Origin of the sequence: Baekduia sp., from assembly GCF_035996765.1 — a bacterium.
GTDB lineage: Bacteria > Actinomycetota > Thermoleophilia > Solirubrobacterales > Solirubrobacteraceae > Baekduia.
In genome coordinates this window covers 1-21,038 of the sequence record NZ_DASYJG010000100.1, presented here as the reverse complement: position 1 = coordinate 21,038, position 21,038 = coordinate 1, and the positions used below count along the sequence as shown (strand labels likewise).

22 protein-coding genes are annotated in these 21,038 nt (G+C 71.4%); 9 read left to right on the top strand and 13 right to left on the bottom strand.

Annotation, left to right across the window (positions count from 1 at the left end):
• The 4 genes from VGO10_RS21700 to VGO10_RS21685 all read left to right on the top strand — a co-directional run.
• A partial coding sequence (locus VGO10_RS21700; protein WP_327472098.1) for a glycosyltransferase occupies window positions 1–486 on the top strand: 486 nt, incomplete at its 5' end.
• Window positions 487–526: 40 nt separating this feature from the next.
• Window positions 527–1,624, top strand: a complete 1,098-nt coding sequence (locus VGO10_RS21695) for a glycosyltransferase family 2 protein (RefSeq protein WP_327472097.1) — start codon at window positions 527–529, stop codon at window positions 1,622–1,624.
• Entirely contained in the window at window positions 1,625–2,227 is a 603-nt protein-coding gene (locus VGO10_RS21690; RefSeq protein WP_327472096.1) for a sugar transferase, read from the top strand. It abuts the gene before it with no gap.
• Window positions 2,224–3,228: an ATP-grasp domain-containing protein gene (locus VGO10_RS21685; protein WP_327472095.1), complete on the top strand. Its 1,005-nt coding sequence runs from the start codon at window positions 2,224–2,226 to the stop codon at window positions 3,226–3,228. The genes VGO10_RS21690 and VGO10_RS21685 overlap by 4 nt, the downstream gene beginning before the upstream one ends.
• Before the next feature lie 95 nt (window positions 3,229–3,323).
• Here VGO10_RS21685 and VGO10_RS21680 read toward each other — a convergent pair whose 3' ends face one another.
• The 4 genes from VGO10_RS21680 to VGO10_RS21665 all read right to left on the bottom strand — a co-directional run bounded on the left by VGO10_RS21680 (window position 3,324) and on the right by VGO10_RS21665 (window position 7,618).
• Window positions 3,324–4,037, bottom strand: a complete 714-nt coding sequence (locus VGO10_RS21680; protein ID WP_327472094.1) for a DUF3105 domain-containing protein — start codon at window positions 4,035–4,037, stop codon at window positions 3,324–3,326.
• Between the two features lie 66 nt (window positions 4,038–4,103).
• Window positions 4,104–4,943 (bottom strand): alpha/beta hydrolase, encoded by an 840-nt coding sequence (locus tag VGO10_RS21675; RefSeq protein ID WP_327472093.1) that lies wholly within the window; start codon window positions 4,941–4,943, stop codon window positions 4,104–4,106.
• Between the two features lie 84 nt (window positions 4,944–5,027).
• Entirely contained in the window at window positions 5,028–5,531 is a 504-nt protein-coding gene (locus VGO10_RS21670; protein WP_414642274.1) for a PadR family transcriptional regulator, read from the bottom strand.
• Between the two features lie 101 nt (window positions 5,532–5,632).
• Window positions 5,633–7,618, bottom strand: a complete 1,986-nt coding sequence (locus VGO10_RS21665) for a GMC family oxidoreductase N-terminal domain-containing protein (RefSeq protein ID WP_327472091.1) — start codon at window positions 7,616–7,618, stop codon at window positions 5,633–5,635.
• A 79-nt stretch (window positions 7,619–7,697) separates the two neighbouring features.
• On the opposite strand from VGO10_RS21665, the gene VGO10_RS21660 reads away from it, so the two are divergent.
• Entirely contained in the window at window positions 7,698–8,582 is an 885-nt protein-coding gene (locus VGO10_RS21660; RefSeq protein WP_327472090.1) for an SDR family oxidoreductase, read from the top strand.
• A 44-nt stretch (window positions 8,583–8,626) separates the two neighbouring features.
• Entirely contained in the window at window positions 8,627–10,657 is a 2,031-nt protein-coding gene (gene tkt, locus VGO10_RS21655) for a transketolase (RefSeq protein ID WP_327472089.1), read from the top strand.
• Window positions 10,658–10,920: 263 nt separating this feature from the next.
• Here the strand turns inward: tkt and VGO10_RS21650 are convergent, their stop codons facing one another.
• Window positions 10,921–12,288 (bottom strand): transglycosylase SLT domain-containing protein, encoded by a 1,368-nt coding sequence (locus VGO10_RS21650; protein WP_327472088.1) that lies wholly within the window; start codon window positions 12,286–12,288, stop codon window positions 10,921–10,923.
• A gap of 93 nt (window positions 12,289–12,381) precedes the next feature.
• Here VGO10_RS21650 and VGO10_RS21645 point away from each other — a divergent pair, with 93 nt between their 5' ends.
• Window positions 12,382–13,254 carry a site-specific DNA-methyltransferase gene (locus VGO10_RS21645; protein WP_349258978.1) on the top strand — a complete coding sequence of 291 codons (873 nt, stop codon included), beginning with the start codon at window positions 12,382–12,384 and terminating at the stop codon, window positions 13,252–13,254.
• Here the strand turns inward: VGO10_RS21645 and VGO10_RS21640 are convergent.
• Both VGO10_RS21640 and VGO10_RS21635 read right to left on the bottom strand, forming a co-directional pair.
• Window positions 13,220–14,179, bottom strand: a complete 960-nt coding sequence (locus VGO10_RS21640) for a class E sortase (RefSeq protein WP_327472086.1) — start codon at window positions 14,177–14,179, stop codon at window positions 13,220–13,222. The genes VGO10_RS21645 and VGO10_RS21640 overlap by 35 nt on opposite strands.
• Window positions 14,176–14,526 carry a hypothetical protein gene (locus VGO10_RS21635; protein ID WP_327472085.1) on the bottom strand — a complete coding sequence of 117 codons (351 nt, stop codon included), beginning with the start codon at window positions 14,524–14,526 and terminating at the stop codon, window positions 14,176–14,178. The genes VGO10_RS21640 and VGO10_RS21635 overlap by 4 nt, the downstream gene beginning before the upstream one ends.
• Window positions 14,527–14,682: 156 nt before the next feature.
• Between VGO10_RS21635 and VGO10_RS21630 the strand changes: the two genes are divergently transcribed.
• A complete protein-coding gene (locus VGO10_RS21630) occupies window positions 14,683–15,864 on the top strand; it encodes a saccharopine dehydrogenase family protein (RefSeq protein WP_327472084.1) in 1,182 nt (393 codons plus the stop codon).
• On the opposite strand, the gene VGO10_RS21625 is transcribed toward VGO10_RS21630, so the two are convergent.
• The gene (locus tag VGO10_RS21625) at window positions 15,861–16,445 is read right to left on the bottom strand and encodes a DsbA family protein (RefSeq protein WP_327472083.1); all 585 of its coding nucleotides are present in this window, start codon (window positions 16,443–16,445) and stop codon (window positions 15,861–15,863) included. The two genes, VGO10_RS21630 and VGO10_RS21625, sit on opposite strands and share 4 nt — an antisense overlap.
• Before the next feature lie 67 nt (window positions 16,446–16,512).
• Here VGO10_RS21625 and VGO10_RS21620 point away from each other — a divergent pair, with 67 nt between their 5' ends.
• Window positions 16,513–17,169 carry a TetR family transcriptional regulator gene (locus VGO10_RS21620; RefSeq protein WP_327472082.1) on the top strand — a complete coding sequence of 219 codons (657 nt, stop codon included), beginning with the start codon at window positions 16,513–16,515 and terminating at the stop codon, window positions 17,167–17,169.
• 28 nt (window positions 17,170–17,197) lie between these two features.
• On the opposite strand, the gene VGO10_RS21615 is transcribed toward VGO10_RS21620, so the two are convergent.
• From VGO10_RS21615 to VGO10_RS21595, 5 genes are all read right to left on the bottom strand, one after another.
• Window positions 17,198–17,848 (bottom strand): hypothetical protein, encoded by a 651-nt coding sequence (locus VGO10_RS21615; protein WP_327472081.1) that lies wholly within the window; start codon window positions 17,846–17,848, stop codon window positions 17,198–17,200.
• Between the two features lie 57 nt (window positions 17,849–17,905).
• Complete coding sequence (locus tag VGO10_RS21610; protein WP_327472080.1) at window positions 17,906–18,964, bottom strand: nitronate monooxygenase; 1,059 nt, start codon at window positions 18,962–18,964, stop codon at window positions 17,906–17,908.
• The gene (locus VGO10_RS21605; protein WP_327472099.1) at window positions 18,961–20,124 is read right to left on the bottom strand and encodes an RNA polymerase sigma factor; all 1,164 of its coding nucleotides are present in this window, start codon (window positions 20,122–20,124) and stop codon (window positions 18,961–18,963) included. The genes VGO10_RS21610 and VGO10_RS21605 overlap by 4 nt, the downstream gene beginning before the upstream one ends.
• A gap of 2 nt (window positions 20,125–20,126) precedes the next feature.
• Complete coding sequence (locus VGO10_RS21600) at window positions 20,127–20,465, bottom strand: YciI family protein (RefSeq protein ID WP_327472079.1); 339 nt, start codon at window positions 20,463–20,465, stop codon at window positions 20,127–20,129.
• 64 nt (window positions 20,466–20,529) lie between these two features.
• Window positions 20,530–21,038, bottom strand: a 509-nt coding sequence (locus tag VGO10_RS21595) for a Zn-binding domain-containing protein (RefSeq protein ID WP_327472078.1), incomplete at its 5' end; no start/stop codon positions are given.

Genomic DNA, 21,038 nt, shown 5'->3' with positions numbered 1-21,038 from the left:
TACAAGGGCATCGACGTCCTGCTCGACGCCTGGCGGCGCTTCGGCGCGAACCCGCCGGGCGAGCTGTGGATCGTCGGCATGCCGCGCATGCCGCTCCCGACCGCGCTCCCACCCGGCGTCCGCCTTGTGCCCCGGTTCGTGACGGATGCCGAGCTCGCCGGCGTCCTGCGCCGCGCCGACCTCGTCACGCTGCCCTATCGCGAGATCGACCAGTCCGGCGTCCTCTACGCCGCGCTCGGCCTCGGCCGCCCGCTGTTGCTCTCCGACGTCGGCGGCTTCGGCGAGGTCGCCGCGACCGGCGCCGCGGAGCTGGTGGCGCCCGGCGACCCCGAGGCCCTGCACGCCGCCCTCGCCGCGCTGCTCGCCGACCCCGACCGCCGCGCGACCCTCGCCCTCGCCGCCACCCATGCGGCCCAGACGACCTACGCCTGGGACGCCATCGCCCAACGCCATCTGGCGCTCTACACCGCCCTGCGCGACGCCTGAGCCCGCCGGGGAACGACGAATGCGGCATGCTCACTCGCTCGTGAGACGGGTGATCTTCTGGATCTCGGCGGGCCTGCTGGCCTGGGCGCAGGTCGGCTATGGGCTGGCGCTCGGCTTGCTGCGGCGCGTGGTGCGCCAGTCGTGGTCGCCCGCCGCGGCCGACGCTGCGCTCCCGACCGTCTCGCTGATCGTCGCCGCCCACGCCGAGCGCGACGTCATCGCGGCCAAGGTCGCAAATGCGCTGGCGCTGGACTACCCGCGCGACAAGCTCGAGGTCGTCGTCGCCTGCGACGGCTCGACCGACGGGACCCCGGAGGCCGCGCGGGCGGCCGGCGCCGACGTCGTCCTCGACCTCCCGCGTGGTGGCAAGGTCGCCGCCCAGGACGCCGCGGTGCGCCGCAGCAGCGCCGACATCGTCGCCTTCTCCGACGCCAACGCGCTGTGGGAGCCGGATGCGCTGCGCGCCCTGGTCGCGCCGTTCGCCGACGATCCGAAGATCGGCTACGTCTGCGGGCGCGTGACGTTCGTCAACCCCGACGGCGGCACCAACCAGGAGGGCGTCTACTGGCGCTACGAGATGTTCCTGCGCGCCCGCGAGTCAGACCTGGCGAGCGTCACCGCCGGCAACGGCGCGATCTACGCGACCCGCCGCGACGCTTACGTCGAAGTCGACCCGGTGATGGGCCACGACCTCAAGTTCCCCTTCACCTTGGTCCGCGACGGCTGGCGCTGCGTCGAGCAGCCGCTGGCGCGCGCGACCGAGCGGATGGTCCCCGACGTCGAAGGTGAGGCAGCCCGCAAGCGGCGGATGATGAGCCACGCCTGGGCGATCGTCCTGCACGGCGGCCTGCTGGACCCGCGCGGCTGGCCGGGCAAGTACACCATGATGATCGCCAGCCACCGCTGGCTGCGCTACTTCGGGCCGGCGCTGCACGTGCTCGCGCTGCTCACCGCACCCCGCGCGCTACGCCGCGCCCAGCTGCTGCTGCTCGTCGCCGCCTTCGCCCCGGTTCGCGCACGCCCGTTCCTGCTGGGCAAGTACTACATCCTGACCCAGGGCTCGATCGCCCTCGGCCTCTTCGACCACCTTCGCGAAGGCACCGCCGCCGGCTGGGACCCACCAGAAGGGACGCGCTAGGTGCCCGAGCCACTGCGCCGCCTCTTCGACGTCCTTGTCAGCGCCGCCGTCCTGGCGGTCACGTCGCCGATCGTCGCGCTCGCCGTCCTCGCGATCCGCTTGGAGTCCAAGGGCCATCCGATCTACCGCCAGCACCGCGTCGGCAAGGACGGCGCGCCGTTCGACGTCCTCAAGCTCCGCACGATGGTCTCCGGCGCCGAGAAGATGGGCGCGGGGCTCGCCGTCGATGATGGTGACAGCAGGATCACCAAGGTCGGCGCGCTGCTGCGCCGCACCTCGATCGACGAGCTGCCGAACCTCGTCAACGTGCTCAAGGGCGAGATGTCGATCATCGGCCCGCGCCCGACCGTTCCGATCCAGGTCGCGCAGTACACCGGCCGCCAGCGCGGCCGCCTCGCGCTCAAGCCCGGCATCACCGGCTGGGCCCAGGTCAACGGCCGCGCCTCGCTGCCGTGGCCCCAGCGCATCGAGCTGGACCTGTTCTACATCGAGCATGCGACCACCGCCCTCGACCTCAAGATCCTGTACTTGACCGCCCGGATGCTCGTCACCGGCCACGGCCTCTACAAAGGCGAGACCGGCGGATGGGTGGACCCCTCGTGAGCACGAACAAGGCCGTCATGTTGACCGGCACCGGCAAGCGCTATGACATCGTTGCGGCGTTTGCCCAGCACACGCGCGTCATCGCCTGCGATCCCAATCCGCTGGCGCCGGCACAGTACGCCGCAACGGTCCGCACCGCGGTCCCGCTGATCAAGGACCCCGACTACGTGCCGGCGCTCCAGCGCCTCTGCGAGGAGCACGACGTCGGCGCGATCGTCCCGCTGACCGATCTCGACATCGACGTCCTCGCCCACGCGCGCGCCGACGGTCGGCTGCGCCAAGCGCTGGTGCCCGACGCGCACATCGCCGAGCGGACCTACGACAAATATGCCTGCCATGAGTTGCTGGGAGAGCACGGCCTGCCGTCACCCCCGACGGTCCTGCCCGGAAGCGCCGAGCCCGAGTCCTTCCCGGTCATGGTCAAGCCGATCCACGGCTCCGGCGCGCGCAACATCTTCGTGGCGCACGATGCGCGCGAGGCCGCGTTCTTCGTGGACTACATCGACGAGCCGGTGATGCTGCAGCGCCTGATGGACGGTCCGGAGTTCTCGATCGACTGCCTCTCTGACCGCGACGGCCGCTGCCTGAATGCCATCCCGCGGACGATGCTCGAGTCGCGCGGCGGCGAGTCGATCAAGGGCACCATCATCGACGACGCCGAGCTGATCGACCTCGGGCGGCGCACCGTCGAGGCCTTCGGCGTCCGCGGCCCCGCGACCGTCCAGGCCTTCCGCGACAAGGACATCGGCCTCGGCATCACCGACGTCAACACGCGGTTCGGGGGCGCCTTCCCCGCGCCGGTCTACGCGGCCCGCCCGGGGCAGAGCTACCCGGAGTTGATCGCACAGATGGCCAACGGCGAGCGCCCCGAGCCTCACGTCGGCGACTTCGGCGCCGGCACCACCTTCACCCGCTACTTCTGGCAGCTCGAACTCGACGCCGACCTGCAGCCGACCGGGCGCGACATCGTGTCGCCGCCCGGCCCGCCCGCGCCTCGCTAGGGGTGCCGGTGGCGGCTACTGGACGCCTCGTACCGGCGCGGCCAGTCGTCGCCGCCGTAGGTGGGTCCCCAGTCGCGAAGCGACATGGTCTCCCTCTACGGGATGAGCTCCGGGCCCTTGTCGACGAAGCGGTCGCGGAAGGCGCGCAGCGCGTCCCACGTCTTGTCGTTGACCGTCTTGCAGCCGATCAGGTGCGTCCACGCGGTGGCCGCGACCTCGTAAGGCATGTTGGTGTTGTTCTCGAACAGCAGCATGTGGTAGCCGTTGGCGCCCTTGACCGGCTCGTTGAACAGCGCGTTGAGCTGGTCGCGGACCGTCTTGGAGGCCTTTGGCGAGTACTGCAGCTCGATCCGCCCGTGCTCGAGCGTGTGGACGAAGTTCTCCTTGGCCGGCGTGTTGCCGGGCGCGTAGACGCCGTCCTGCGCCGGCGTCGGGCGGTGGTTGCCCGAGGTCGGCGGGTTGGTCTTGTAGCTGTTGTTGACGGCCGTGTCGGAGGGCAGGTGCGTCCGGCCCTCGCTGACGAAGGTCCGGAACTGACAGCCCGACGCCTTGACGGCTTCGTCGAAGTTCGTGGTCTGGCGCGCGGGAATCGACGCGGAGCCGTAAGACGATCCGGAGTCGGCCTTGCTGTCGCCGCCTCCACCGCTAGAGACGATCGCGGCCACGACCGCCGCGATGGCCACAAGGCCCAGCACCGCGCCCGCGACCAGCTGCAGCCGTCGCTTGCTAGCGACCTTCCCGGCCTCAGCCTGCTCGCGCTCTTCGCGCTCGCGACGGCGGCGCTCCTTCTCCTCCTGGCGACTCGACACGCGCGAGAGCGTAGCGGTGGGAGCGTTAACGCGGCGTAAGCAACTTGCCGCTGTGTCAGCGACGGGTTACGCGACGCCCGCCGCGCGGCGGGCGCGGACCTTGCGGCGGGGCTTCCAGCACTCGTCCAAGAAGCCGGAGATCTCGCCGGTCAGCCGCTCGGGCGTGAGCCGGAGCTCGAAGAGCGAATCGGCCCGCAGCAGCCGGGCGTTCGGCAGCTCGGAGACCAGGGCATCCGAGTCGCTGAAGGGGTGGACGGGGTCACGATCATGGCCGATGACCAGCGCCGGCGCGGCGATCGTGCGCCGGATCTCGCGGTGCGGTGCGACGCGCCCGAAGAAGAGGCCCTGCAGCACGGCGGCCGATGGCCCCGGCTGCTGGCGGACGGTGTCGAGCAGGACGTCGGCGCCCCAGACGCGCCCGGTCGGCAGCTTGCGCGTCGCCCAGGAGACGCCCTTCATCACCGGCTCGCCGAAGGTCAGCGCGACCATCAACGGGGTGAAGGCGACCGCGCAGCCCAGCAGCGCGTTGTCGAGGACCGGCATCTCGACGACCATCCCGCGCACGCGCTCCGGATGCGCGGCGGCCGCCTCGAGCGTCGTGTTGGCGCCCAGCGAGGTGCCGCCCACGACGGCCTCGTCGACCTCCAGGTGGTCGAGCAGGCTGATCACCTGCTCGCCGAAGAACGGCATCGAGTAGGCGGCCATGTCGCGCGGGCGGTCCGAGCGGCCGTGGCCGAGGAGGTCGAGCGTGACGACGCGGTTGCCCTCGCGGGCCAGGGCGCGCGCCAGCGGGCGGTGCATCTTCTGCGACAGCAGCAGCCCGTGGAGCAGGACGGTCGTGCGCGGACCCTCGCCGTACACGGTGTAGGCGAGGCGGTGACCCTCGTGCTCGAAGAACGACGGCATGTCCGAACGCTACTGGGCGACCAGGCCGTCTCGCGCTGGTGGATCGTCCAGGCGTGCCGCACTGCTCGGACGTCGCCGTCTGGACTATGCCGGTTCGCTGTCGAGCCGTGCCAGGGCCCAGCGCGCCCACTCCGCCCGCGCCTGGGCCCAGCGCAGCCCCGCCTCCAGCGCGATGCGCTGCGAGCGCTCGGCCGGCGTGGCGGGGCGGCGCGCGGCGGCGGTGCCACGCAACGCCTCCAGCATCTCCTGGGCGGCGGCGAGCTCGTCCTCGACGTGGGCGCGGGCTGCGGCGGGCTCCATCAGCCAGAGGAAGAACGTGCGCAGCGCCGCCTCGTCGCGGACGGTCCGGTCCGGGTCGGTGTCGGCGAGCCAGGCGCGCACCGTGTCGCGCCCCTCGTCGGTGATCACATAGGTCTTGCGTCCGCGCGGGCCGGGTTCGCCGGCCGCGACGAGGCCGTCGTCGGCCAGGCGGTTGAGCTCGGGATAGATCTGCGAGTGGCCCGCCGACCACGTGCTGCCCACGGACGCTTCGAAGCGCTGGGCCAGCTCGTAGCCGCTCATCGGCCGGTCGGCGAGGAGGCCGAGCAGCGCGTGGCGCAGGACCTGACGTCTAGGTGCGGAGGCTGGAATGTCTGGATGGTGACATGTCAACCTTGACCGGTGATGAACGGCTCGTAAAGGCCGACGGATCAGGTGGCGGCGATCGCCTCGGCCGTGCGGTGCGCCAGCGCCATGATCGTGAGCATCGGGTTCGTGCCGCTGGCCGTCGGGAAGGCGGAGCCGTCGCCGATCCAGACGCCGGGCGTGTCGTGCAGCTCCCCGAACGGCCCGGCGACCGACGTCTTGGGGTCGGTGCCCATGCGCGCGCTGCCCATGTGGTGCGCCGAGAAGGTCATGTGCTCGAACGGCGACAGCGGCGCGTCGTGGATGCGCCGCGCGTAGGCGTCGATGCTCTCCTCGCTGCCCCGCACCCAGTGCTGACGCTTGCGGTGCGTCGAGAGCAACTCCTGCGCGCCCGCGGCCTCATGCATCCGCGCCAGCGTCATCAGCCCGTGGCGGAAGTGCGCCTGATCCATGCCGTCGCTGAGCGGATAGGTGTGCACGGGATTGCCGGCGCCGTCGATGGTCACGCGCCCGTGGCCACGGTCGCGGAGCACGACGATCAGCGCCGAGGTGAAGGGGCCGCGCGCCATGTCCTCCTTGTGCTGGCGGCCGGTCTCCCAGGGCATGGTGATGCCCGTGACCCCCGGCGAGGCATGGCCGGTCTCGATCAGGTAGCCGTAGCCGTCGGCCAGATCGCGGTGCTCGTCGCTCAGCGCGCTCTGCGGCGGGCCCCACCAGGCCCGCTGCGGCTCGTCGTAGATGCCGATGACCGCCGTGGCGGGATGCAGCCGCAGGTAGTCGCCGGCGGCCGGACCGCCGATGGACGAGCGCAGCAGCAGCGCCGGCGTGTCGAGCGCGCCGGCGGCCACGACCACCCGCGGCGCCCGGACCACGACGCGTGCGAGGCGGCCCTCGGCGTCGAGATAGGTGCCCTCGACGCCGGCGGCGCGGCCACCCTCCACCAGCACGCGGTCGACGCGACAATTGACGACGAAGCGCGCGCCGGCGTCGGCCGCGTCCTGCAGGTAGGTCTTCAGCGTCCCGAGCTTGGCGCCCGTCACGTCGCCGAAGCCCGACAGCCCGGAGAGGTCGGCGTCGTAGCTGCCGGCATCCGCGTTGCGGGCGATGCGGCGGTGGCTCATCCCTAGCTTGTCGGCGCCCTCGCGCAGGCGCTGGTTGGGCCCATTGTCATCCGAGCAGTCGGTGGTTACGCCGATCCGCGCGCTGACCTCGTCGAGGTGGCGGTCGAACTGCGGCCCGGCCAGCCCTTCCAACCCGTGGTCGCGCTCCCACTCCTCGCGGACCCAGTCGGAGGTCCGCAGGCAGTTGCTCCAGTTGATCGTCGAACCGCCGCCGAGGTTGGCGCCGGTCATCAGCGCGACCTGCCCCTCAGCGGTTTGCGCGACGCCGCCCGCACGGTAGAGGTGCTCGTAAGCCCAGAGTTCGAGCTGGTTGAAGTCGGACTCGTTGTAGTAGCCGCCGGCCTCGAGCACGACGACCTCCTGGCCAGCGGCCGCGAGCTTGCCGGCGATCACGCCGCCGCCCGAGCCCGAGCCGACGACGACCGCGTCAGCGATGAGCGTCAGCGTGTCGCCCACCGGGCGCACGAGCGGGATCGTCTTAGGCGCCGCGTCGGCCGACGGCGGCGCTGCGCGCGGCCCCGGGTAGCCGATCGTCTCCCAATTGGGGTTCCGGCCGGTCGTCGGATCCGGGATCGCGTAGAACAACAAGAACGTCAGCGAGCGGAGGCCGCTGAGGCCGGCCAGCGCGCCCGGGTCGGCGTCCATGAAGCCGTGCACGATGGCCTCGCGGGCGGCTTGGGGCGCCTCGTCAAAGCCCTCGGCGCGCAGGCCGTCGAGCAGCTGGCGCATGCCCTCGAGCTGGTCCTCGGGGACGACACCCGATGAGAGCTGCTGCGCGATCGCGACATCGATGCCGAGGTCCGACGCCTTGCGCGCCCAGAACCCCGCCGGATCGTCGTCGACCGCGACCTCCGGCGCGAAGGTGTCGACCAGCGCGCGCAACGTCGCCTGCTGGAGCTCTGAGAGGACGACCGCGACTGGTGTTGACACCCTGTCAGCCTACCTCGCACCGTCAAGCCCAGACTGGTACGGTGACGCACCCGTCACCTTTGTCCGAGAGGTCTGTCCCATGGCCAAGCAGCACCGCATCCTCACCGGTCAGGTCGCCGCGATCACCGGCGCCGCCCGCGGCATCGGCCGCGCCACCGCGCAGGCTTTCTTGCGCGAGGGCATGAAGGTGGCTATTGGCGATCTGGACTTCGCGACCGCCCAGCAGACCGCCAAGGAGGTTGGTCACGGCACCGTCGCCTTCCAGCTCGACGTGACCCAGCGCGCCTCGGTCAAGGACTTCCTCGACGGCGTCGAGTCCCAGCTCGGCCCGGTCGACGTCCTGGTCAACAACGCCGGGATCATGCAGGTCGGTCACACGATCTGGGAGGAGGACGACGCCACCACCCAGCGGATGATCGACATCAACGTCAACGGCGTGATGTTCGGTGTGAAGGAGGTCGTCCCGCGGATGCTCTCCCGCGGCCGCGGCCACGTCGTCAACATCGCCTCGACCGCCGGCAAGGGCGGCTTCCCCGGCGGCGGCACCTACTGCGGCACCAAGCACTACGTGGTGGGGATGAGCGAGGCCCTGCGCGCCGAGCTGCGCGGCACCGGCATCGAGGTCTCCTGCGTCATGCCGGTCGTCGTCAACACCGAGCTGGCCGCCGGCCTGCAGGACACGCGCGGGGTCAAGCTGATCCAGCCCGAGGACGTGGCCAACGAGATCGTCTCGGCGCTGAAGGAGGCGCGCTTCGACGTTTTCGTCCCGCGCTCGGTCGCGGGCATCACCAAGGTGATGAACCTGCTGCCCCGCGGCGGTCGCGAGAGCCTCAGCCGCGCGCTGAAGGCCGACAAGGTGCTGATCGAGCTCGACGCCGGCAAGCGCGCCGCCTACGAGCTTCGCGCCTCGCACTCGGACCCCGCCCTCGAGGCGCCGGACGAGACCAAGCAGCTGACCCCGTAGCACGGGGGTGGGTGGGTGGTTTGGGTGCGGGTAGGTTGTGGGGCATGGAAGCCTCCACCTCGCGCTCGATCGACCAGCAGGGCGTCGACACCATCCGCACGCTGTCGATGGACGCCGTCCAGAAGGCCAACAGCGGCCATCCGGGACTCCCGATGGGCATGGCTCCCGCCGCGTACGTGCTGTACGCGAAGGTCATGCGGCACAACCCGAAGGACCCGGACTGGCCGGACCGTGACCGGTTCGTCCTGAGCGCCGGCCACGGGTCGATGCTGCTCTACAGCGTCCTGCACCTGTCGGGCTATGACTTGCCGCTGGAGGAGCTCAAGAAGTTCCGTCAGTGGGGCTCGCTGACCCCGGGCCATCCGGAGCGCGATCGCGTGCATGTCACGCCCGGCGTCGAGGTCACGACCGGCCCGCTGGGCCAGGGCTTTGCCAACGGCGTCGGCATGGCGCTTGCCGAGCGCTTCTTGCGCGAGAAGTACGGCAGCGAGGTCATGGACCACTTCACCTACGCCATCGTCAGCGACGGCGACATGATGGAGGGCATCGCTTCTGAGGCCGCGTCGATCGCCGGTCAGTACGGCCTCGGCAAGCTCGTCTACCTGTATGACGACAACTCGATCTCGCTCGACGGTCCGACGACGCTGAGCTTCGACACCGAGGACGTCGGCAAGCGCTTTGAGGCCTACGGCTGGCATGTGCTGGAGGTCCACGACGCGCAGGATCTCGTCGCGCTCCAGGAGGCGATCGAGGAGGGCCAGCGCCACACCGCCAAGCCGACGCTGATCCGCGTCAAGTCGATCATCGGCTACCCGTCGCCGCACAAGGCCGGGACGTCCAAGGCGCACGGGGCGGCGCTCGGCGAGGACGAGGTCCGCGCGACCAAGGAGGTCATGGGCTGGGATCCCGACAAGCACTTCTTCGTGCCCGACGGCGTCTACGAGGAGTTCGGCAAGGCGGCTGAGCGCGGTGCCGCCGCGCAGGCTGAGTGGCAGTCGCGGCTGGAGGCGTTCAAGGACGCGGACGCGGACGCGGGCAAGGCGTGGGACCTGGCGTGGGAGGGCGGCTCGTACGGCGGCAAGCCGCTGCCGGGGTTGAAGGAGGCGCTGCGGAATGTTGATTGGGGCGGGAAAGCGAAGATCGCCACCCGCTCGGCCGGCCAGAAGGCGATGGCCGTCATGGCGCCGTTCGTCCCGACGCTCGTCGGCGGCGCGGCCGACCTCTCGGAGTCGACCAAGACCGAGTTCCCCGGTGGCGACGACGAGCGCTACACCAAGGCCAAGGCTGGGCGGAACATGTTCTGGGGCGTGCGCGAGCACGGCATGGGCGGTTCGGTCAACGGCCTGGCGGCCCACGGCGGCATCGTGCGCCCCTACGGCTCGACGTTCCTGCAGTTCGCCGATTACATGCGCGGCTCGATTCGCTTGAGCGCGCTCACCGGCCTGCGGGTCGCGTGGGTCTACACGCACGACTCGGTCGCGCTGGGCGAGGACGGCCCGACCCACCAGCCGGTCGAGCACCTGGCCGCGCTGCGGGCGATCCCGGGCCTGACGGTCATCCGCCCGGCCGACGCGAACGAGACCGCCGAGGCGTGGCGCGTGATGATCGAGGATCTCGAGGGCCCGGCCGTGCTCGCGCTCTCGCGCCAGGACCTGCCGGTGCTCGACATCGACTTCGACGGCGTCGGTCGCGGCGCCTATATCGTCTCGCCGGCCGCCGAAGGCGAAGAGCACGTGACGCTCGTCGGCACCGGCGCTGAGGTCCACACCGCGATCGCCGCACAGGCGATCCTTGCCGCCCAAGGCATCGGCGCACGCGTCGTCTCGATGCCCTCCTGGGAGCTCTTCGCCGAGCAGGAGGACTCCTACCGCGACGAGGTCCTCCCGCCGACGTTGCCGCGCGTCTCGGTCGAGGCCGGCGTCTCGATGGGCTGGGAGCGCTGGGTTGACCGCACCGTTGCCATCGATCGGTTTGGGGCGTCGGCACCCGGCGAGGAAGTGCTCGAGAAGCTCGGCATCACGGGCGAGCACGTCGGGCAGGTCGCCAAGGATTTGCTCTCTGCCACGAACTCGTAAGTTGGCGGCGTCCAGCGCGACGCGTTGCTGGTCGCCGCGGCGTGGGATCGGCGCAAGTTGATGGTCTTCCGCTCGCACGCGGGTGGCGTTGTGCTGCGGGGTCTGTCGGCACCGAGGGAGTGAGGAGCGGCGGGCGCTGCGGGCGCCTGATGGGAGGCGCACCGAGCTGCACTCGCCGCTCGCTCTCTTCGCTGCCATCAAACCGCGTAGCGCACCGTCATAGGCGCCGCGCACTGGTCACCCAGACGCTCCCGCATCAACTCCTACGACAACTCGCGCGCCCGCGGGCCGACGATCACGTGGATGACGTCCGGCTCCCGCACCCAGGCGATGGCGTCGAGCGCCGTGAGGCGGTCGAGCCAGAACTGGAGGGCCTGGGCTTGGGCCGGCGAGCGGTAATCCCGACTGAGGTCGAAGGCGTAGCCGGTCGTATGGGTCGACGGGGGCGTCTCGGCGCCGAAGGCTCCGCGGGTGTCGGCCGCTTCGCCCTGTACGCTGCGGGTCGCCGAGGTCACGATGATCGGCGCGGTGCCCGAGACCTCGCGCACGCCGAGCGCGAGATACCGCAACATGCGCAGCGCTTCGGGCTGCAGCGCGCGCCCGGCGCTTGGTGCCGCCGCCAGCGCACGCGACGGCCGCAGCGCCGTGCCGCTCACGACCGCCAGCGCGTCGCTGCGCAGTGCACCATCATCAGCGAACACGGGCGTCGACGCCGCCGGCCGCAGCACCCGCTCGCCCGCCGGGCTGCCCTGCAGCACCGCCTGTGCAGCGAGCTTCTTCGGATCCTCGCGGTAGAGCGACATGATGGCCTTGGCCGCGCCGATGCGCCACAGGTAGGTCGAGGAGTCGTCGCCGAGCGAGGCCAACACGCGCCAGGCGGCCGCGTGGCGCACCGGCGTCGAATCGAAGAAGAGCTGCGCGTAGGGGATCTCGTTCGACCCATAGGCCTTGAGCGCCCGCTGCAGGTTGCCGACGCCCATGTGGTAGCTCTCGATCGCAAGATCGTCGCGTCCGAGTTGCCCCTGGGCGAACTCCAAGTAGCGCGTCGTCGCCTCCAAGGACTTGCGTGCATCGAAGCGCTCGTCCACACGCCGCCGCTGGGCCTTCAGCCGCGCGATCCGCGAGAACGACGTCGACCGTCCGATCCGGCGCGTGATCCGCTCCGACGCCGCCACGTCGACCTTCAACCCCAACAACCCGGTCGCGGTCTGGGCGAGGATCTGGGTCAGGCCGACGGCCGACCGCAGATCGTCAGAGGCCGCCACATCTGGCCGGCCGGCGCTCTCCAAGAAGACGATCGCCTCGAGCGTGTCCGGATCCTGATGGGCGCGCTCGGCGACATCCTCGACCATCGGTCGCAAGCGCTGCACGCGCTGCGCGGTGGCCAGCACGCCGCCCGGGCTCTTGGCGTAGAGCACGTGGCTGAGGCCCGCGGCGGCGCGGGCCTCGAAGGCGGCGCGCCGGTCGGCGTCGTAGGCGAAGGGGTCGCTGGTGGTGTCGGTCGTCCCGCGGCCCGGAGCCAGCACGCGCGGGCCCGCCGGCTCGCCGCTGCGACCCAGCACCACGATGATGGCCCCCGCCAGGACGACGACCAGCGCAAGCAGCGCGAATCGACGCGACGAGCTTTTCACTCCCGATCGCGCCGCGCGCGTCGCCTGCGCTCGCCGTGGTCGCATCGTCCGGGCACCGTGGCACATTCGCGAGCCGTGCGCGTCCTGCGTGACATCCCGGCCACATCTGTCTCGCTCGACGATGACCTGCTGATCCAGGGCGAGAACCTGGCGATCCTGCCGCTGCTGCCCGACGGCGCGTTCGACACGATCTACATCGATCCGCCGTTCAACACCGGGCGCGCGCAGGCCCGGTCGAGCCTGCGCGCCGTCGCCGATCCGGCCGGTGAGCGCACCGGTTTCGCCGGCCGCCGCTACCGCACCGAGCAGGTGCTCGGGCCGAGCATGGCCTACGCGGACTCCTTCGACGACCTGCCCGGCTACCTCGCGCCGCGACTCGTCGAGGCGCGCCGGCTCCTCGCCGATCACGGCACGCTCTACGTCCACCTCGACCCTCGCGAGAGCCACTACGTCAAGGTGCTCCTCGACGAGATCTTCGGCCGCGCGAGCTTCCTCAACGAGCTGATCTGGGCCTATGACTACGGCGCCAAGGCGCGCTCGCGCTGGCCCTCCAAGCACGACGTGATCCTCGTCTACGTCAAGGATCCTCAGCGCTATTGGTTCGACGACGCCGAGGTCGACCGCGAGCCCTACATGTCGCCCGGCCTCGTCACGCCCGAGCAGCGGGCGCGCGGCAAGCGGCCGACCGACGTGTGGTGGCACACGATCGTCCCGACGAGCGGGAGCGAGCGAACTGGCTATCCGACCCAGAAGCCGCTCGGTGTCGTGCGGCGGATGGTCGCGGCCTCCTCGAAGCCGGGCGGATGGTGCCTGGACTTCTTCGCGGGCTCGGGGACGCTCGGCGCCGCGGCACAGGAGCTTGGGCGGCGCTTCGTGTTGGTCGACGCGTCGACCGATGCGATCGACGTCTGCGAGCGGCGCCTGGGCGGCGCTACGCCGGGGTCGCAGACACCAGCCGCGCGCTGACGACGATCCGCTTGGCGGCGCTGTACAGCGGGTGGCAGGCGGTGAGCACGAGGCGTCGGGTGCCGGCGTGGGAGACGAGCGCCGACGCGTCGCTCGGGGTGGTGATCCGCGAGCCGGTCACCTTGTAGGTGAACCGGCCGTAGGGCATCCGCAGGATGATGCGCGAGCCAGGCGAGAGCTCGTCGACGCGACGGAAGGGCGCGCCGTAGGTGGTGCGATGGCCGGCGAGGCCGACGGTCCCATACAGGCCGGGCAGCACCGTGCCGCGATAGTGGCCGGGGCCCTTCTTAAGGGCATTGTGAACGGTCGACTCCACGAAGACGGTCTTCAGGCCGATCCGCGGGATGTCGACCGAGCCGAGCGCCGAGCCGTCCGGGCGCTTGGCGCGCAGGAGCGTCAGCGCCTGGCGCCGCATGCGCGCGGCGGAGCTTTCGCGGGCCACCTTCGGCGCGGCGGCGAGCGTGCGCTGCAGGCCCTGTAGGTCGGTGCGCAACGCCGCCTGATCGTGGGACTGCTGCAGCGCGGTGATCGGCTCCTGCCAGACGATGGTCAGGATGCCGTCGGCCAGCAGCGCGACGCCGATGACCAGACCGGCGAGGAGCAGGACGCGCCGCAGCGCCCGCAGGCGCGTGCGGTCATCGGACCCGCCCACGCCCGCGGCGAGCGCCGGAGCAGCCGTCGCGCCATCGAGCCGCGCCTGCAACTCAGCCAGACGGGCGCGGAGGTCCATCGTGTCCGCTGCCGCCATCGAGGCGACGTCGGCCAGCGTGCGCTCCGCCGTGCGGCGGCGCGTCTCGGCCAGGTCGAGCGCCGTACTGAGGCGCTCGACCTCCCGCTGCAGGTCGGCGACCGACGTGCGCCGCGCCCCGATGGGCGTGACGCGGTCGTCGCCGGGTGGGTGGGCCCCTACGGGCCCAGGGGTCACGAGTTCTGCGAGCTCCGGCGGCGGTCGCGCACGAGCAGCGTGGCGGTACCGCCGGCGAGGCCGAGGCCCAGGGCGATCAGCAACAGCGGCTCGCCGCCGGTGAACGCGAGGTTGCTAGGCGCCGACTGGGCTGCGACCGACGGGGCGACGGAGTTCTCCTCCTGGCCCGCGGTGGCCGGAGCGGTCGTCTGCGTTGGCGCGACCGTCTTTGCCTTGGTCGTCGACGTGTTGGTGTAACCGGAGAGCGACTCGTCGGTCGAGGTTTGGGTGGTGCTCTGGGCGGAGGCGATCCCGGCAGCAAAGAGCATGCCGGCGACCATCACGGCCAAAGCGAAGCGGAAGCGCACGATCGAAGTCCCTTGGTTCGGATCGGATTGACGTCTGATCATCGTAACCACCTTTCTCGGCATTGCACCCCCGCGTGGGTGATTGCTGCATGGCCGCTTGCCGGCATGTGGCGCGCTCGGACTCGGCCTAGTCCGTGTGAAAGGGTGCGGTCAGCCATGGCCGCACCCGCTTCAGACCGCTCCTACGACGTCGCCCTGCTCGGCGCGACGGGCTTCACCGGCGCGCTGACCGCCGTCGAGCTCGCCGGCCGCGCGCCGGCCGACCTGCGCTGGGCCTTGGCCGGACGCAACCACGACAAGCTGGCGGCGGTGCGCGACCGCGTCACCGCGGCGCACCCGGATGCGCCGGTGCCCGAGCTGGTGATCGCCGACACCGAGGATCCGGCGTCGCTCGCTGGCCTCGCGCGCGCCACGCGCGTGCTGACCAGCACCGTCGGGCCCTACATCGTCCACGGCGATCCGGTCGTGGCCGCATGCGCCGCGGCCGGCACCGACTACCTCGATCTCACCGGCGAGCCCGAGTTCGTCGACCGCAGCTACGTCGCCCACCACGCGGCCGCGGTCGCCTCGGGCGCGCGGCTGGTCCACGCCTGCGGCTTTGACTCGATCCCGCACGATCTCGGCGTGCAGTTCGCCGTCGAACAGCTGCCGGAGGGCGTGCCGTTGAAGCTGCGCGGCTACCTGCGCGCCGGCGGGCGCTTCAGCGGCGGGACGTTCGCCTCGGCGATGACGGGCTTCTCGCGCGTGCGCCAGAACGTGTCGGCCGCACGCGCCCGGCGGCGTGCTGAACCGACGGTGACCGACGGCCGGAACGTCCGTGTGGAAGAGCCCGGCACGCCGCATCGGGCGCTCGACGCCTGGGCCGTCCCGCTGCCGACGATCGACCCGCAGATCATCGGCCGCTCGGCGCGTGCGCTGCCGCGCTACGGCCCAAGCTTCTCCTACGGCCACTACGCCGCGGTCAAGCGGCTGCCGATCGCCGTGGGCGGCGTGGGTGGCGTTCTCGGCCTCGTCGCCGCGGCGCAGATCGGACCGTTGCGCCGTGCGCTGCTCGCCCGTGTTCCGCAGGGCGAGGGCCCGTCGGAGCGCCAGATGGACGCCGGTTGGTTCTCGCTGCGCATCGTCGGAGAAGGCGGCGGCCAGCGCGTGGTCTGCGAGGTCAGCGGCGGCGATCCCGGCTATCGCGAGACCTCGCGGATGCTCGCCGACGCAACGCTCTGCCTTGCGTTTGACGACCTGCCGGCCACGGCCGGTCAGGTGACCACGGCGCAGGCGATGGGGCCGGCGCTGCGCGCGCGGCTGCAGGCGTCGGGGATCCTCTTCGCGCTGGTGGACTAGCGGCCTGGAGTCGACGGGGGGAACGCAGCCTCCTCCAGGCGGTCGTCGCCGAAGAGCAGGCGGCCGTCAGGTAGGGCGAGCGTGGGGACGCCGCGGACGCCGACCGCGATGGCCGCGTCGGTGGCGGCGCGAAGTTGGCTCTTGACGTCGGGGTCGGCGATGCCTTCCGCCAGCTCTGCCGCGGGAAGTCCGGCGCGGTCGGCGATGTCGGTGAGCACCGCGAGGTCGCCGAGGTCGGCGCCCTCGGCGAACGCCGCGCGGAAGGCGATGCGCGCGAAGGTGTCGCCGGCGCCGTGCGCCTGCTGGGCCCAGACGATGGCGCGCATCGCTTGCAGCGTGTTCGGCGGCCAACCTGGTGGCCACTGGATCGGCGGCAGGCCGTGGCGCACGGCGCGTGCTTCGATCTCGGCTTGGTTGACGGCGCGTGCCTCGGTGTGGCCCCAGCTGCCGTGGCCGCGGTGGTTGAAGATCGCGCCGGCGAGGACGGGTTGCAGGCGCGGCGCGGTGCCGACGACGGCAGTGGCGCGTTCGACGGAGAGGTAGGCGTAGGGCGAGCCGAGGTCGTAGTAGAGCGTGGCCATGATGTCGAGCAAGATAGCTGAACGACCAGCAAGTTACGACCGGCATGGTGGATAACCTGCTCTGTCCATGCCGTCCGAGCCCCGCCGTCGTGATGCCGACCGCAGCCGCGCCCTGCTGCTCGACGTGGCCGAGCGCCAGTTCAGCGACCACGGCTTCGACGGCGTCAGCCTCCAGGAGATCGGCGAGGCGGCCGGGCTGTCGCGCGGGACGCCGAGCTACTTCTTCGGCAACAAAGAGGGGCTCTACAGCGCCGTCCTCGATCGCGTCTTCGCCGGGCGCGACGAGGCGACGCGCGCGGCGTTCGCGCCGTTGGCGGCCTGGGCGGAGGATCGCGCCGGCGACGACGCCGGCCTGCGCCGCGCGCTCGGGCGCGCGGTCACCGACTACCTGGCGTTCCTCGTCGGCCGGCCGGCGTTCGTGCGGCTGATCGGATGGGAGGACCTAGCCGGCGGTGCCCGCCTGCGCGATACGCGGCCGACGGCGTCGGCGGTGATGACAGAGGCCTTCGCCGCTATCCGTCGCGCCGGCCGCCGCCGCGGCACCGCGCCGTTTGCGGTCGACGACGCCGTCCTGCTCTTCGTCGCCCTGACGTTCTCGCTGCGCGCCAACCACGACACCTTCCTGGCCGGCATGGGCCGCGACCTCACCGACCCCGCGACACAGCGCCGCCACGTCAAGTTGGTGGTCGACCAGTTGACGCACCTCGTGGCGCGCCCACGCTGAAGGGCGGGCGCCGCGAGTGCGCCGACGGCTACGGATCGAAGGCGCGGACGACGGGCACCGCTACTCCGGAGCCGAGGATGCCGGCGCCGACTGGCCCCAGCAGCGCCCCTCCCGCTCCGGCGCCACCGACGACGACCCATTTTGCCGCGGCCCTGGCCAGCAAGGTGCCGGTGAGCGCTGGGGGTGCTGCGCTCTGGCGGATCACGACGCTCACCATCTCGTCACGCAAGCGGCGTCCGTACTCAAGGACCGCGGCGCCTGCGTCCCGGAACGCATCCAGCGGAAGATGCAGCTTCGAGACCATCCACGAGTGCGACTGCAAGAACGCCCACTCGTCAGCGAAGGTCGCGGCGATGGGGCCGCCGGTTTCGAGCAGTGTGAGCATGACCTCCTGGTCTTGGATCTCGAGATCGCCCTGCTCGAAGCTGAACGTCGGCGTCGCTCGCAACAGCTGTGCCAGCAGGGCCCGGCGTTCTTCGAGGCCTTCCACGTCTTCCGGCGCAACGAGTATCAGCAGCTCCGCGACTGGCGCACCCGAGCTCAACCAAGCCATGAACGTCGCGGGGACGATGACGCCGCGCGAGGCGTGGGCGCCTTCCTCCTCGATCCAGGCGGTGCCCTCGGCCGAGAGGATGAAGGACGGGTCGAGCATCACGAGGGCGGAGTCAGATGTGTGCATCGTTGACCAACCCTAACCAGGTCCGTTGGTGCTACGCAAACGGCGACGGGTGCGCCTTCAGCCCAACCTCGCGCGGGCAGCAGCCACCGCGGCGCGGGCGTTGGCGACCAGTTGTCGCGTCAGCTCGCCGGCCGGCAGCTCTGGCGCCAGCGCGTGGACCTGGCCCGCCCAGAGGTTGATGAGGTCGGCGTCGCCGGCGGCGCGGCCATGGGCGCGCAGTGGCCCGGTGAGGTGGTGGATCTCCGGATAGGCGCGGGGCGCCGCAGCGGACTGCTCGGTCAGCAGGCGGTTGACGATGCCGCGTGCGGTCCGGCCGGTGAACGCTCGGGTGAGGGCGGTCGGCGCATTGGTGGCGGTGGCGGCGCGCTGGGCCTCCGAGGTTCCTGCCTCGGGCGTGCGCAGGTAGGCGCTGCCGACCTGCGCGGCGGCCGCGCCGGCGACCAGGGCGGCGCCGATCGCCGCACCGGTGGTCAGCCCACCGGTCGCGACCAGCGGGAGGTCGACGGCCGCGCCGATCAGCTGCAGCGCGGCGAGCAGCGTCAGATCTGACGCGCTCTCGTCGTCGACGAACACGCCGCGGTGGCCGCCGGCCTCGAGGCCCTGGACGATGAGCGCGTCGGGCGACAACACGGCGGCAGCGCGCGCCTCGGTGGGCGACGTCACGGTGATCCACACCTCCGCGCCCGCGGCATGCAGGCGCTCGACGGCGTCACGTGGCGGAAGGCCGAAGGTGAACGACACGACCGCCACAGGGTCGGCGATCAAGGCCTCCATCTTGGCCGCGAGATGGTCGTCCTCGAAGCGCGGCTCGCCCAGCTCCACCCCGGCCCGCGCCGCCTCGCCGGCCAGCCGCGCGGCGTAGGCGGCGATCGCTTCCGCGTCGCCCGGTGCGGCACCAAGCAGCGCGAAGGCATTGACGCCGATCGGCCGGTCGGTGAGCGCACGCGTGGCCGCGATGTCCTCACGCAACGCCGCAACCGTCTTGTAGCCGGCGCCGAGAAACCCGAGGCCGCCCGCTTCGCTGACCGCCGCGGCCAGTGCCGGCGTCGTCGGCCCGCCGGCCATCGGCGCGCCGACGATCGGCAACGGCAAGGCCTCCAACAACGCGGACGTCATCCGACGAGCTCCGCGATCCGCCGCTCGAGCAGCCGCCGCTCGGCGTCGTCGTGGACGAGCGTCAACGCGCGCTCGTAGGCCGCGCGCGCCTCGTCGGTGCGCTCCAGGCGGCGCAACAGCTCGCCACGCGTCGCGTGCAAGTAGTGATAGTCCTCGAGCGTCAAGCCGTCCACGATCGCCAATCCTTCCTCAGGACCGTCGGCCTCGGCAACCGCGACGGCGCGGCTCAACTGGACCACCGGCGAGTCGGTCACGCGCGCCAGCTCTCCGTACAGCGCCGCGATCTGCGCCCAGTCGCGCGGCTCGTCGGCGTGAAGCGAGGCGATCGCCGCCTGCACGACGTAGGGCCCTCGGCCCTGCAGCGCGAGCGCGCGTTCGAGCGTGGCGCGCCCCCGCTCGATCTCCCGGGTGTCCCAGGCCGCTCGGTCCTGGTCTTCGAGCAGGACGAGCTCGCCGTCTTTGAGCCGTGCGTCGCGGCGCGCATCGTGCAGGAGCATCAGCGCGAGCAGGCCCTGCACCTCGGGCTCGTCCGGCATCAGCTCAGCAAGCGCGCGGCCAAGCCTGATCGCCTCGGCTGCGAGCTCGCCGCGTCCGCCGTAGCCCTCGTTGAAGATCAGGTAGACGACCGCGAGCACTGCCACCAACCGGTCGGGGAGAAGGTGCGCGGCCGGGATCCGGAACGGGATGCCGGCGGTCGCGATCTTGCGCTTGGCACGCACGAGCCGCTGGGCCATCGTCGGCTCCGGGACGAGGAAGGCGCGCGCGATCTCATCGGTCGTGAGCCCGCCGAGCGTCCGCAAGGTGAGGGCGACCTGCGCATCGGTCGCGAGCGCTGGGTGGCAACACGTGAAGACAAGCTCCAACCGTTCGTCGGGGAACACTGTCTCGTCCAGGTCGTCGTCCACGGGGAGCGGCACTTCGAGCAGGTGGGTCTTCGCGGTGAGCGTCCGGTCGCGGCGGATGCGGTCGATTGCGCGGTTGCGCGCGGTGACCACGAGCCACGCCCCCGGATTTGCGGGCACGCCGTCGCGCGGCCAACGCTCGGCCGCGATCGCGAACGCCTCCTGCGCGGCTTCCTCGGCGAGGTCGAAGTCGCCGAGGAAGCCGATCAGCGTGGCGACGACGCGTCCCCACTCGTCGCGGAAAACCTGCTCGAGCAGTGCTACATCTCCACCAGCGGACGCACCTCGACTGCCCCGCCCATGCGTGCGGCCGGGATGCGTGCCGCCATTGCGATCGCGTCGTCCAGGTTGTCGGCCTCGAAGAGGAAGAAGCCCCCGAGCCCTTCCTTGGTCTCAGCGAACGGCCCGTCCGTCGTCAGGGTGCTGCCGTCAGCGACGCGCACGGTGGTCGCGGTGTCCGCCGGCCCGAGCTGCTCGCCGCCGAGGATTCCGGGGCTCTGGGCCACGGCGCCATACTCGCCGTAGACCGCCTTCTGCTCGTCCTCCGACAGGTTGTCCCAGTCGGCGTCTCTCGAGTAAATGAGGAGTGCGTACTTCACGGTCCCTCCTTTGAGAAGTGCATGTCGCCTTTACGACGAACGGGATCTGCCGAAATCGACAGGGTCACCGCAATCGCGAGAGAAATGTCAGCGCGCCCGCTTTGTCGAGCATGTCGTTGAGGTTCCCGCACTTGGGGCTCTGGACGCAGGAGGGGCAGCCGTCGCTGCACGGGCAGCCGCGGATCATCGAGGCGGTGTCGGTGACCCAGCCCTCGAACTGGTCGAAGCCGCGCTCGGTGATCCCGACGCCACCCGGGTGGCCGTCGTAGATGAACACCGTTGGGCGGCCGGTCTCCGGATGGATGTTGGTCGAGAGCCCGCCGATGTCCCAGCGGTCGCACATCGCCCAGAGCGGCAGGATCGCGATCATCGCGTGCTCTGCGGCGTGGAGCGTGCCCAGCAGCCTCGGCATCTCGTCGACCTCGGCGAGGTGGTGCGGGTCGGGCAGGTACCAGATCGCCTCGGTCTCGAAGCTCGTCTCGGGCAGGTCGAGCTCGACGGTCTCGAACGTGGACTGGTCGCGGATCGACTTCTTCTGATACGCGACGACTCGTTCCGTGACGGAGATGCGGC